Source organism: Methylorubrum rhodinum (assembly GCF_014199935.1).
GTDB classification, from domain to species: domain Bacteria; phylum Pseudomonadota; class Alphaproteobacteria; order Rhizobiales; family Beijerinckiaceae; genus Methylobacterium; species Methylobacterium rhodinum.
Window position 1 is genome coordinate 33996 of record NZ_JACHOP010000014.1, and the last position, 12583, is coordinate 46578.

Annotated in this window: 10 protein-coding genes; 2 read left to right on the plus strand and 8 right to left on the minus strand. The window is 71.7% G+C overall.

Features of this window, described 5'->3' with window-relative positions; all coding sequences use genetic code 11:
• Positions 1-47 precede the first annotated feature (47 nt).
• From HNR00_RS15680 to HNR00_RS15690, 3 genes are read right to left on the minus strand one after another with little or no spacing between them, the layout of a single operon-like run.
• Entirely contained in the window at positions 48-977 is a 930-nt protein-coding gene (locus HNR00_RS15680) for a transglutaminase family protein (RefSeq protein ID WP_183570946.1), read from the minus strand.
• Positions 974-3514 carry a circularly permuted type 2 ATP-grasp protein gene (locus HNR00_RS15685; protein ID WP_183570948.1) on the minus strand — a complete coding sequence of 847 codons (2541 nt, stop codon included), beginning with the start codon at positions 3512-3514 and terminating at the stop codon, positions 974-976. The genes HNR00_RS15680 and HNR00_RS15685 overlap by 4 nt, the downstream gene beginning before the upstream one ends.
• Complete coding sequence (locus tag HNR00_RS15690; protein ID WP_183570950.1) at positions 3511-6783, minus strand: transglutaminase family protein; 3273 nt, start codon at positions 6781-6783, stop codon at positions 3511-3513. The genes HNR00_RS15685 and HNR00_RS15690 overlap by 4 nt, the downstream gene beginning before the upstream one ends.
• 236 nt (positions 6784-7019) lie before the next feature.
• On the opposite strand from HNR00_RS15690, the gene HNR00_RS15695 reads away from it, so the two are divergent.
• Positions 7020-8189 (plus strand): zinc-binding metallopeptidase family protein, encoded by a 1170-nt coding sequence (locus HNR00_RS15695; RefSeq protein ID WP_183570951.1) that lies wholly within the window; start codon positions 7020-7022, stop codon positions 8187-8189.
• Between the two features lie 163 nt (positions 8190-8352).
• Here the strand turns inward: HNR00_RS15695 and HNR00_RS15700 are convergent, their stop codons facing one another.
• A complete protein-coding gene (locus tag HNR00_RS15700; protein WP_183570953.1) occupies positions 8353-9027 on the minus strand; it encodes a DUF2147 domain-containing protein in 675 nt (224 codons plus the stop codon).
• 290 nt (positions 9028-9317) lie between these two features.
• Positions 9318-9527 carry a hypothetical protein gene (locus HNR00_RS15705; protein ID WP_183570955.1) on the minus strand — a complete coding sequence of 70 codons (210 nt, stop codon included), beginning with the start codon at positions 9525-9527 and terminating at the stop codon, positions 9318-9320.
• 521 nt (positions 9528-10048) lie between these two features.
• Between HNR00_RS15705 and HNR00_RS15710 the strand changes: the two genes are divergently transcribed.
• A complete protein-coding gene (locus HNR00_RS15710; protein ID WP_183570957.1) occupies positions 10049-10300 on the plus strand; it encodes a hypothetical protein in 252 nt (83 codons plus the stop codon).
• 50 nt (positions 10301-10350) lie between these two features.
• Here HNR00_RS15710 and rpmF read toward each other — a convergent pair whose 3' ends face one another.
• The 3 genes from rpmF to HNR00_RS15725 form a co-directional block, all read right to left on the minus strand.
• Positions 10351-10539 (minus strand): 50S ribosomal protein L32, encoded by a 189-nt coding sequence (gene rpmF, locus HNR00_RS15715; RefSeq protein ID WP_183570959.1) that lies wholly within the window; start codon positions 10537-10539, stop codon positions 10351-10353.
• A 186-nt stretch (positions 10540-10725) separates the two neighbouring features.
• Positions 10726-11592, minus strand: a complete 867-nt coding sequence (locus HNR00_RS15720) for a transglycosylase SLT domain-containing protein (RefSeq protein ID WP_183570961.1) — start codon at positions 11590-11592, stop codon at positions 10726-10728.
• A 177-nt stretch (positions 11593-11769) separates the two neighbouring features.
• Entirely contained in the window at positions 11770-12579 is an 810-nt protein-coding gene (locus HNR00_RS15725) for a Cof-type HAD-IIB family hydrolase (protein ID WP_183570963.1), read from the minus strand.
• Between the last annotated feature and the right edge of the window lie 4 nt (positions 12580-12583).

Here is a 12583-nt window from a genome sequence, read left to right on the forward strand (position 1 = left end):
TCGAAGCTTTGCGCCCGGCCCGCCGCGACGGGCTCCCGCCACCCTCGTCACGACTCACCCGTCCCACGACAACGCGCAGGATCCGGCGGTTCGACCGGCTCGTCCTCCGGGATCACATCCACCTCGACCCTCAGCTTCTGCGCGCCCGCCGAGGAGACGATGCCGTCGATGGGAGCCACGTCGCCGTAATCGCGGCCGCGGGCGACGACGATGTGGTCGTCCTGCACGATGCAGGCGTTGGTCGGGTCGAGTCCGATCCAGCCGAGGTCCTGCCCGCACCACAGCGCGACCCAGGCGTGGCTGGCGTCGGCCCCGCGCAGGCGCGCACGGCCGGGCGGCGGGCGCGTGCGCAGGTAGCCGCTGACATAGGCCGCGGGCAGGCCAAGGCCGCGCAAGCCCGCGATCATCACGTGGGCGAAATCCTGGCAGACGCCGGCCCGGAGCGCGAAGGCCTCGGCCAGCGGCGTCGAGACCGTGGTGGCCTTGGCGTCGAACCGAAAATCGTCTCGCATGCGGCGCATCAGCTCGACGGCGCCGCCGTAAGCGCTGCGGCCGGGCGAGAAGCTGCCGCGGGCGTAGTCGGTCACCGCCGGGACGAGGGGTACCCGCTGGCTGCGGAACTGGAAATGGGCCGGCCCGTCCGGGCCGAGGCTCGGCAGGGCCAGCGCCGCCTCGCGCACGGCCTCCCAGCCGGGGCCGGATTCCGGCGGCGGAGGCGGCGGACGCTCGACCGAGACCCGCGACAGGGCCTCGACCGAGAAGGTCTCGTGCGGTTCGTCGAGGACGAGGCCGACCGTGTCGAGGCCGAAGAAGTCGCGCCGCTCCACGCGGCTCTTCGGGGCGGGGGTGATCGCGACGCTGCTCTCCAGCACCCGCTGCCCGTCGCCGTCGCGGGGGCGCAGGCGCAAGGTACAGCGCGCGGAGCGGACTTTGCGGGCGTAGCGGTAGGTGGTGAGGTGGCGCAGGCCGTAGATCACGCCAGACCCGTCAGCTTCTCGGGCCGCAGCGCCTCGGCGCCGCTGGGGAAGTAGCGGCCGGCGATGCGGTCGGCGAGGCGCTCCAGTTCCTCGGCGAGCGTTTCCAGGCCCTCGCCGTCGATCTCCGCGGCCTGCGCGGTCTGGAAGGTGCCGGCCAGCGTCAGGGCGTGGCGGCGGTGCGGTTCGGGCAGGCCGTCGGCGGCGAGCGCGGGCAGCGCTTCGAGATGGGCGACGATTCCCCCCATCTGATAGGCGACCGAGCGCGGGTTGAAGGGATCGAGCACGCCCATGTCGCAGACCGCGTCGCGGCTGACGCCCGCGAGGTAGCGGGCGCCGTAGGCGATCTGCGAATCGACCAGCGCCAGCATCACACCGAGATCGTCGGCGCTGGCGTCCTCGGCGCAGAAGGCGGCGGCGAAGCCGCAGGTGTTGATCGCCCGCTCGATCCGCCGGCCGATATCGACGAAGCGCCAGCCGGTGCCGTGGTTCATGTTCTCGTGGGCGAGCCCCGTGAGTGCCGAGAGATGGCCGAGCGCGCGTTCGGCCCGGCCGCGCAGTTGCGCCTCGGTGGGGGTGAAGACCTCGCTGAAGACGAGGGTGTCGCGCAGGTCCGCCAGCGAGCGCCACGCTTCCGCGGGCAGGCGTTCGCGAAGCGAAGCGGCGATGCGGCGGGCCTCCAGCGCGTGGTTGAGGGCCGAGCCGTAATGGTCGCGCCCGCTCAGCGCCTCCTGGGCGAGGGCGGCGGTGGGGAGGTCGGCGGCCTCGACGCAATGCCACTCCTTCAAGAGCGCGCGGATGCGGCGGGCGGTCGGCGCGTCCTCGGCGGCGCAGGGGTCGGCGGTGATGGCCTCGCCGAAGCCGCCCAGATGCGCTTGGACGAGGCGGATCACGGCCTCCGCCCGCTCCAGATAGCGCCCGAGCCAGAACAGGTTGTCGGCGGCGCGCGACGGCAGGTGGCCGGCGATGCGGCGGATGCGCGGCGGCGTGGTCAGCACGAGGGTCGGGGTGTCGACGGGGGTGTCGGATAGGACCCAGACATCGGCCGAGCGGATACCGGCGCGCATCTCGCTCGGGTCGGCATCCTCGCGCTCGGCGACGCGGCAGAAGGCGCTCGGCAGGACGCGCCAGCCGTCCGGGGTCGCGGCGGCGAAGACCCGCATGACGAAGGGCCGGGCCACCAGCGCCCCGTCCTGCCATGTCGGCATGGTCGAGAGCGGGGCGGGTTCCTGCGCCACCCAGTCGAAGGCGCGCTCGCGGAGCGCCGCCAGCGCGCGCTCGCGGGCGGCGCCGAAGGCGATGGGGGCGAGAAGCGCGTCGCGCTCGGGGCCGCGCACGGCGGTGGCGGCCGGGCGCAAAGTCAGGGCGTCGAGATGGTCGAGGGTGTGGGCGAGGCCTTGCCGGTCGCCGCACCACCACGTGCGCGGGCCCGAGAGGCGCAAGCTCTCGCCGGTGAGCGCTTCGGCGATCCGCGGCAGGTAGGGGCTGAGCGCGGCCGATTCGACCACGCCGGAGCCCGGCATGTTGCCCATCACCACGCCGCCCCGGCGCAGCACGTCGAGGAGGCCGGGCACGCCGAGGCGCGAATCGGTGCGCAACTCCAGCGGGTCGAGATAGTCGGCGTCGATCCGGCGCCACAGTGCGTCGGCGCGCTTTAGGCCGGCGACGGTGCGCACGTGGACGAGCCCGTCGCTGACCAGGAGGTCGTCGCCCTCGACGAGGAGGAAGCCGAGATAGCGGGCGAGCGCGGCCTGCTCGACATAGGTGCTGCTGTAGGGGCCCGACGTCAGCAGGCAGATGCGCGGGTCGCTGCGCTCGCAGGCCGCGGCGAGGCCGGAGCGGAACGCCTGGAAGAAGCCCGGCAGGCGCTCGACATGGAGGTCGGCGAACAGGTCCGGGTAGGCGCGGGCCAGCACCATCCGGTTCTCCAGCGCGTAGCCGAGGCCGGACGGCGCCTGCGTGCGGTCGGCGAGCACCTGCCAGCGGCCGTCGGGCCCGCGGCCCACGTCGGCGGCGTAGATCGGCAGCCAGCGCCCGCCGGGCGGGCTCAGCCCGTGGGCCGGGCGCAGGTATTCGGGGCTGCCCGCCACGACGCCGGCCGGCAGCAAGCCTTCCGCCACGAGCCGGCCCGGCCCGTATATGTCGGCGACGATGCGCTCCATCAGGCCGGCGCGCTGGACGATGCCCGCCGACAGCTCGGCCCAGTCGGCGGCGTCGATGACGAGCGGCAGCGAGCCGAGCGGCCAGGGATGCTCCTGCTTGTCGCCGTAGACCCGGTAGGAGATGCCCGCGTCGCGGATATGCCGCTCGGCGGAGAGGAAGCGGGCGGCGATCTCGCGGTCGTCGAGGCGCCCGAGCCGGTCGAGGAAGCGCGGCCAAGCCCCTCTGAACGCGCCGTCGGCCCCGACGAGTTCGTCGGCGAGGCCGGGGCGCGGTGCGTAGCCTTGCGTCCAGCGGCGGATGCGCGCCGCCGCGTCGTCGGCCGCCTCGGCCGGGTCGGGCCGCGCCGGCCCGTCCACCAAGGCGGCCAGAGCACTCATCGCGGGGCGGGCGTGCGCAGGTCGAGGGTGAGCGGGAACTCGGTGGTGCGCTCCTCAGGCGGCATCGCGACGGTGCCGGGGGTGTGGCCCATGGCCTCGAAGCGGGCGAGGCGCCGCCCTTCCGCCTCGTAGGCGTTGATCGGGAAGCTCTCGTAGTTGCGCCCGCCCGGGTGGCTCACATGGTAGCGGCAGCCGCCCAGCGAGCGGCCGCTCCACGAATCGAGGATGTCGAAGGTCAGCGGCCCGTGCGGCGGGATCGTCGGGTGCAGGGAGGAGGCCGGCTGCCACGCCTTGAACCGCAGGCCCGCCACCGCCTCGCCGACCGCGCCGGTCGGCGTCATCGGCAGGCGCCGGCCGTTGCAGGCGATCACGTGACGGCCGGGCACGAAGCCCTCGACCTTCACCTGAAGCCGCTCGACGGATGCATCCACGAAACGCACGGTGCCCCCGGCGGTCCCCTCTTCGCCCAGCACGTGCCAGGGCTCCAGCGCCTGCCGCAGCTCCAGGCTCACGCCGCCCTGCTCGACCCGGCCGAAGACGGGGAAGCGGAACTCGCGCTGCGCCACGAAGGCCTGAGGGTCGAACTCGTAGCCGCCCGCCGCCAAGTCTTCCAGCAGGTCGAGGAAGTCGGCCCAGAGGAAATGCGGGAGCATGAAGCGATCGTGGAGCGCCGTGCCCCAGCGGACACAGCCGCCGCTCCGCGGCTCGCGCCAGAGCCACGCCACGATGGCCCGCAGCAGGACTTGCTGCGCGAGGCTCATGCGCGCGTCCGGCGGCATCTCGAAGGAGCGGAATTCGAGGAGGCCGAGCCGCCCGGTCGGGCCGTCGGGCGAAAACAGCTTGTCGATGCAGATCTCGGCGCGGTGGGTGTTGCCGGTCACGTCCGCCAGGATGTTGCGGAAGAGCCGGTCCACCAGCCAGTGCGGGATGTTGGCCTCGCCGGGCCCCGGCACCTGCGCCATGGCGATCTCCAACTCGTAGAGACCGTCGTGGCGCGCCTCGTCCATGCGCGGCGCCTGACTCGTCGGGCCGACATAGAGGCCGGCGAACAGGTACGAGAGCGAGGGGTGGCGCTGCCACGTCAGCACGAGGCTCTTCAGGAGGTCGGGCCGGCGCAGGAACGGCGAATCGGCCGGGCTGGCCCCGCCGAGCACGACGTGGTTGCCCCCACCCGTGCCGGTGTGGCGCCCGTCGATCATGAACTTCTCGGCGCCGAGCCGGATCTGGCGCGCCTCGTCGTACAGGCCGCGGGTGATGGCGACCGCCTCGCGCCAGGAACCGGCGGGGTGAACGTTCACCTCGATCACGCCGGGATCGGGCGTGACCTTGATGACCGAAAGGCGCGGGTCGTAGGGCGGCTCGTAGCCCTCGATGTGGAGGGTGCGGCCGACCGATTCCGCCGCCTTCTCGAGGTGGCCGACGAGATCGAGATAGTCGTCGGCCCGCTCCAGCGGCGGCATGAACACGCACAGCACGCCGTCGCGCGGCTCCACCGCCAGCGCGGTGCGCACGGCGACGCCCGAGAGGCCGGCGCCGTTCGCGCGGTCCTCGCCCTTGGGCAGCGGCGCGCCCGGCTCTCGCGGCAGGTCGCCGCGGGCCTCCAGCGGGTCCTGCGGGTGATAATAGGGATAGGAATCCGGCGGCACGTGGGGGAGCGAGCCGAGCGGCAGGCGGAAGCCCATCGGCGAGTCGCCGGGGCTGAGATAGGCCCCGCCCCGGCGGAATGTCCAGGTTTCCGAGATCCAGGCCCTGCCCTCGCCGACGGCGAGGTTGGCCAGCGGCAGCACGAAGCCGACGGGCTCGTCGAGGCCGCGCTCGAACACCCGCTTGAAGCGGGCGTCGGCCTCGACGCTGCCGGTCTGCGGCGCGGCGGGAGTGACGTTGACCGGAAGCTCGCTTTCGCGGCTCTTCCAGTAGACCGCGTCCTCGTAGGCCGGGAACACGAAGCGGTTCAGGCCGAGGCGTTCGGCGAGCGCCCCGAGCAGCGCCCTGGCGTCCGCGACGGTGGCGTCCTTGGGCCCGTTCTCCGCGGCGATCCGGTCGGCGTTCTGCCAGATCGGCGTGCCGTCCTTGCGCCAGTAGAGCGCGAAGGCCCAGCGCGGCAGGCTCTCGCCCGGATACCACTTGCCCTGGCCGTAATGCAGCATACCGCCCTTCGCGAAGCGGTCGCGCAGGCGGCGGATCAGCGTGTCGGCCAAGGCCCGCTTGGTCGGACCGACGGCCGCGACGTTCCACTCGGGCGATTCGAAGTCGTCGATCGAGACGAAGGTCGGCTCGCCGCCCATGGTCAGGCGCACGTCCTGCGCCGCGAGGTCGGCGTCGATGCGCTCGCCGAGCGCATCCATGTCCGACCAGACATCCTCCGAGAACGGCTTGGTGATGCGCGGCGCTTCCGCCACGCGGGTGATCTTCATCTCGTAGGCGAACTCGACCTCGGCGGGCTCGGCGAGGCCGGAGATCGGCGCCGCGGCCTGGAAGTGCGGCGTGGCGGCCAGCGGAATGTGGCCCTCGCCGGTCAGCAGCCCCGAGGTGGCGTCCATCCCGATCCAGCCGGCCCCCGGCAGGTAGACCTCGACCCAGGCGTGGAGATCGGTGAAGTCGGTGGTGGTGCCCGCGGGCCCGTCGACCGCGGTGGTGTCGGGCACGAGCTGGATCAGGTAGCCCGAGACGAAGCGCGCGGCGAAGCCGAGGCGGCGCAGCACCTGCACCAGCAACCACGCGGAATCGCGGCAGGAGCCGCTCTTCAGCGTCAGCGTCTCGGTCGGCGTCTGCACGCCGGGCTCCATGCGCACGCCGTAGGCGACCTCGCGGGCCACCAGCTCGTTGAGCGCCACGAGGAAGGTGACCGTGTGGGTCTCCTCCGGCACCCGCTCGAGGAAGGCGTCGATCTGAGGGCCGCCCGCGTCGGCGAGGTCGAGATAGGGGGCGAGCGCGAGCTTCAGGTCGTCGGCATAGGCGAAGGGACGGCGCTCGGCGTAGGATTCCACGAAGAAATCGAACGGGTTGATCACCGCGAGGTCGGCGGTGAGATCCACCTCGACCCGGAACTCGGTGGTCTTCTCCGGGAAGACGAGACGGGCGAGCCAGTTGCCGCTCGGATCCTGCTGCCAGTTGATGAAGTGGTTTTCGGGGACGACCTTCAGCGCGTAGGCCGGCACCCGGCTTCTCGTGTGCGGGGCCGGACGCAGGCGGATCGTCTGCGGCCCCAGCGCGATGGGCCGGTCGTAGCGGTAATGCGTGACGTGGTGCAGGGCGGCTTGGATCGACACGGAATCTCCGGACGTCTCGTCTGATCGCGAACGGCCTCGCGGCGCGGTCTGGCGGTTGCTTCCCGCGCTTATACGGCCGCGGCGGGGCGAGGCACGCGAGAAAAGCAAGAAGCGTGCTTTGGAAGGTTCTCCACGGGGCCGGTGGAACTGTGGGAGGGATATCCTCCTTGAGTCCCGTGGGGCCCGGCGCGCGGCCCGATGCTCGTACGATCCGCTCTGCTGCGCGAGCCGGACCCATGAAGATCTTCCAGTGCCAAGCCTGCGACCAGCCGGTCAGCTTCGAGAGCACGGTCTGCCAGAGCTGCGAGCGGCGGCTCGGCTATGTCTGCGACCGGCATGCGGTCTCGGCGCTCGAACCCTGCGGCGAGGACGCCCGCGGCCCGCTGTTTCGCGCCTATGCCCATCCCGGCCGCAAGTACCGCTTCTGCGTCAACGCCGCCCACGACGCCTGCAACTGGCTGGTGCCGGAGGAATCCGACGAGCCCTATTGCGTCACCTGCCGGCACAACCGCGTGGTGCCCGACCTCGCGGTGCCGGCCAACGTCGCGCGCTGGCGCCAGATCGAGGCCGCCAAGCACCGGCTGTTCTACTCGCTGCTGCGGCTCGAACTGCCGCTGGTGACGCGGGCGCAGTATTCCGACGGCCTCGCCTTCGACTTCCTGGTCGATCCGGCCGAGACGCATTCGCCCGGCCCTCCGGTGATGACCGGCCATCTCGACGGGCTGATCACGCTCTCCATCGCCGAGGCCGACGACGTCGAGCGCGAGCGGCGGCGCAAGCTGTTCGGCGAGTTCTACCGCACGCTGCTCGGGCATTTCCGCCACGAGATCGGGCATTACTTCTGGAACCTGCTGGTCCGCTTCAACGCGAGCCTGCCGATGTTCCGCGCCGTGTTCGGCGACGAGAGCGTCGATTACGGGATCAGCCTGCGGCGCTACCATGCCGACGGCCCGGCCCCGCGCTGGGAGGAATCGTTCGTCTCGGCCTACGCCACCGCCCATCCCTGGGAGGATTTCGCCGAGACCTTCGCTCACTACCTCCACATCGTCGACACGCTGGAGACGGCCAACGCCTTCGAGATCCGGGTGCGGCCCAAGCACCGGGCGGGTGCCGAGGGGACGGGCGCCGTCACCGTCGATTTCGACCCCTACGAGACGCCGGACTTCCAGCGCGTGGTGGAGGCCTGGATCCCGTTGACCTACGCGGTCAACTCGCTCAACCGCTCCATGGGCCAGCCGCCGCTCTACCCGTTCACGCTGACGCCCGCGGTGATCGCCAAGCTCGCCTTCGTCCACGAGCGCATCTACGCCGCGCGTATGCCCGGCGGGATTGAGGTGGAGGGCGGCGAGATGCTGAAGGCGGTGATCGCAGGGCTGCGCCAGCGCGTGGCCGCGCCGACGCCCTGATTCTTTGCCGTCTCCACCCCGTCATTCCGGGACTCGCCGAAGGCGAGAACCCGGACTCCATCCGTGATGCGCGGTGCCAGCCGGCGTTGCGGCCCATCGTGGGGTCCGGGTTCCGCGGCGCAGCCCCGAATTGACGGCCTATGGGTGACGCGGAGCCCCGCGATCACTCCGCCGGCTGCGCCGCCTTCGGGGCGGCGGGCTTGGGCGCCGCGGGCTTGGCGCCGGGGGCAGGGCCGGCGGTGCCGGTGGCGGTGGGGCCGTTCGCGGCCGCCGCCGCAGGCTTGGGCGCCCACTCGGCATCGGCGCGCGGGCCGTTCGGGCCGTTGGTCGGGCCGGGAAGCTGGCCCGGCGCCGTGTCAGTGACCTTTTTCCAGGTCTGCGACTGGCACAGGAAGGCGATGAGGCAGCCCTTGACGGTCAGTTCCTCCGGCTCCTCCGACCAGACAGTCACGTCGTAGAACTTGCCGTCCTCCGCGTTGTAGATCTTGCCCTCGTAGCGGGCATCCTCGTTGAGCTTCAGCCCGAGGATGAGCTGGTGGCCGAGCGAGGCGCGGGTGCGCTTCTTCGGATCGGGATTGCGGAAGTCGACCCGTGGCTTGCCCTCGTCGTTGTTGGGCACCTTCAGCCACACCGCGTAGCCGCACAGGTTCTTCTCCTGCGGGCCGCACTTCTCGACGCGGATGCGCGCCTTGCCATCCTGCGTCAGCCAGGTCCCCGACGGGTCCCGGTGCGGGGCGGCCATCGCCGGCGCGGCCACCAGGGTCGCGAGAGCTGCGAACACGCCCGCGCGAAACACCGTGCGGGCGGAGGCGAGGGCAGCGATCGGTCCAAAGGTCATGCAGTCATCCTCGTTCCGGCACGGCGGGCCGCGCCGCTCGTCCCGACCTAGCTCCGGCCTCGGGGCCGGATGGCGGCTGGCCCGATTTTTCGGGTCCGTTGCCTTCTGGCCGCAGCCATCGAACGGGAAGGTGACCGGATCATGACCGCTTGGCGGCACGCCCGAAGCATTTCTGCAAAGCGATTCGCGGCGCTCGAGGATGGAAGCCCCGCGCAACGCGAAAGGGGCCGGCGCCTGGGCGCCGACCCCTTTCCGAAGATCCTCCCCGGCGTTTCCGCCGGGGCGTCGAATTACTCCGCCGGGGTGACGTCGGCGGCGAAGTGGCCGCACCAGTCCTTGGAGGCGACCACCGGCCAAAGGCCGTGGCCCTGCGGCTCCGGCTGGCTCACCGGCGGGTTGAAGCGGCAGAGGCCCTCGTCGCCCGAGGCCTGGCCGGCATTGGTCTTGTGCTCGTCGAAGAAGCGGCAGCTTTGGCAGGCGGCGCTGGTGTTGCTCGACATGGCTCTCTCTCCGAGGGTTTCCGCGGCGCCCGGCTCGGAACCGGTGCGCCTTCCTGTTTTTAATTAGAGTGGTTCCAGAGAAGCGTCAAGCAGTTTAGAACGATTCTGAATTGTGAGCCGGGCAAGCAGCAGGCGCCGAGCGCCGCCCGTTCGCCGACGGTTGGTCCGCTCGGCATCCGCCCCACCCCGTCATCGCGAGGCGGAGCCGAAGCGATCCAGGGCGCGACCTGTTCGGAGAAGGCGAGACTGCGCCGACGACACTGTCACGCGTGCCTGTGCGCCGGACATTGCGGAGCGCTGGATTGCGTCGGCTCCGCCTCGCAAGGACGAGCGAGCGTCCGAGACCCTCCCCCATGGGTCGCGGGGTCGAGTCGTACACCTCTCCGACGGTGCGAGGGCTTCTGCGGCGAATGCGCAAGGAATGGATTGGCCCGCGCCGTCCCGCGACAGGAGGTTAAGATCCGGTTAACGTCGGCCCCGCTCTTGCACGAAATACCCGTGCGGGGGCCGGAGAGGCGACGATGGATCGTTCCGGAACGCGAGACGGTACCGAAACGGAGCACGGCCGTGCCGACGTGGTCGCGTCCGGTCGCGCGCTCGTCGCGGGGACGCCGGCCAGCCCCTTGCCGCGGGTCTGCGGTGGGCGCCCGCTCGCGGAATTTCTGACGCAGCTCATCGTCAGCGCCGATCCGCGCTTACGTCCGGCCCGCTCCGAACGCACGAAGGCCGCGGTCGCGCTCTACGCGCGGACCGCGGCCTTCGAACGGGGCTGACGCCCCTCGGGCTATTTTTCGAAGATCGGCGCCGAGGCGCCGGATCGAAATCAGGCCTCGGCCGACTTCACCTTCAGGACCTGACGGCCTCGATACATGCCGGTCTTCAGGTCGATGTGGTGCGGGCGGCGCAGCTCGCCCGAGTTCTTGTCCTCGACATAGGTCGGGGCCTTGAGGGCGTCGGCGGAGCGGCGCATGCCGCGGCGGGAGGGGGAGGTCTTTCGCTTCGGAACGGCCATGGGAGTACCTCAGGGTAATAGGGCGCCCGAGGGATCCTCATCCGAGGATCGCCGATGGCACCGCGTGCATGACGGAGATTCGAGGCGGGCTGTATAGCGAGACCGATGCCGACTGGCTAGTCGTCCCCGATCGATGTCCGACGCGATCCTCAAGGGCGTGAGGCCGGACGCTTTCGAAGCGTCGGATCAGGGCGTGCCGGCGATCGCGGCGGCTTCGAGGACCGGAGCCGCGGCGGCCTTGCGGGCGACGGCGACCGGGCGCGCGACGGCGGCGAGAACGGTCTCGGACGGCCGGCGGGGCGGCAGCGGCACCTCGACGGCATCGCTCGCCTGGACAGTCGGGGCGCCGGCCTGAGCCGGGGAGGCCGGCGCGGCGGTGTAGGCGACGGGCGCAGCCGGGATGGCGGCGACCTGAACGGGGGCGACCTGAACGGGGGCTTGGGCCGGCTCGGCTGCGCCCGACAGGGAAGCAGGCCGGCGCGGCGGCAGCGGCACCTCGACGGCATCCGCCGGGGCGGTGCCGGGGGCGGCGTAGGCGAGCGCCTGGGTGCCGGCGGTCGGCGCACTGCCGCGGAGCGCGAAGAGGCCGTCGAAGCCATTGGCGGATTTCGCCGTCGAGGCCGCGGCGACGGTCGTCGTCTCCTGCGGCACGTCCGCCTCGATGCCGAGGCGCTTGGCGACGTAGTAGTAGCCGCGGTTGTAGTAGCGGTAGGCCTGGTCCAGATCGCCCTTGGCGGCACGGTAGGCGCCGGCGAGGTAGGCGATCCCGTATTTCAGGTTGGTGTCGGGATCGTAGAGCCCGGCGGCGTCGCCGCCATAGCCGAGGCCGCGGGCGGTGGCGTGCTTGATCTGCATCAGGCCGAGCGCCGAGCCGCCCTTGGCGCGGGAATTGTAGTTGCTCTCCCGCTTGACCACGCGATGCACGAACTCGGCGGGCACCTTGTTGGCCCGGGCATGCTCGGTGATCAGCGCGTCGATGTTGTCCCGCGCCGCCTGGGCGAAGGCCGGCGCCGGGACGGCGGCGGCGAGCAGGGCGGCGAGGACGAGGCGCATGGGAGACCCGTTGTTTTTTGTACGGCTCAGTTTGTGCCCGCAGGGGTCGGGTCGAAATGAGGCGGGAACGTGGATTTCCGGGGCTCGGGATCGCCCGTCCCCGGCTTCGGCCCCCGCCTGTCGCCGGAATGGCACAGCTTTGGCCGACGGAGCCGCCGCGACGGGCGCCGTGCGGTCTCACACCGCGGCGAGAACGAATCGCTCGATCGCCTCAGCGAAGCCGTCCGAATCGTTGTCCGCGGTGACGGCGCCGGCCGCCTCCTTCACCGCCGCCTCGGCATTGCCCATGGCGATCGAGAGCCCGCTGGCGCGGAACATCGCCACGTCGTTGCCGGCATCGCCCAAGGTGGCGATCCGCTCCGGCGGGATGCCGAGGCGGCACCCGATGTCGCGCACGAAGCCGCCCTTGTCGGTACCGGGCGGCGTCACGTCGAGGTAATAGGCCTGCGAACGATGCACGGCGGCCCGGTCGCCGAGATCGGCGGCGAGCGAGGCTTCGAGGGCGGCGAGCCGCGCGTGATCGCGGCTGACGCCGACGATCTTGGCCGCCTCGCTCAGGAAGGGCGTGAGGTCGGCGACCACATCCGGCTCGGCTTGCAGCGTGCGCCGCTCCAGATCGGTGTAGGGCGCGGACGGGTCGCGCAGGTGCCACCCGCCGCGGGCGAAGACCCACGCGTCGATGCCCTCCGTGTCGAAGCGCGCGAGCGCCTCCCGCGCTGCCGCCTCCGGGATCAGCACCTCGGAAAGGGTCGTGAGGTCCGGCCCGCAGACGGTGCTGCCGTTGAACGCGCCCATCGGCAGGCGCAGGTCGAGGGCCGAGACGAGCTCCTTCAAGCCGACCGGTGGGCGGCTCGAGGCTACGGTGAAGCCGATTCCCGCCTCGCCCAGCCGGCGCACCGCGGCGCGGGTGGCCGGGGTCAGACTCTTGTCGGTGGTCACCAGGGTGCCGTCGACGTCGGTGACGACGAGGGCGATGGGCTTGCGCATCGAA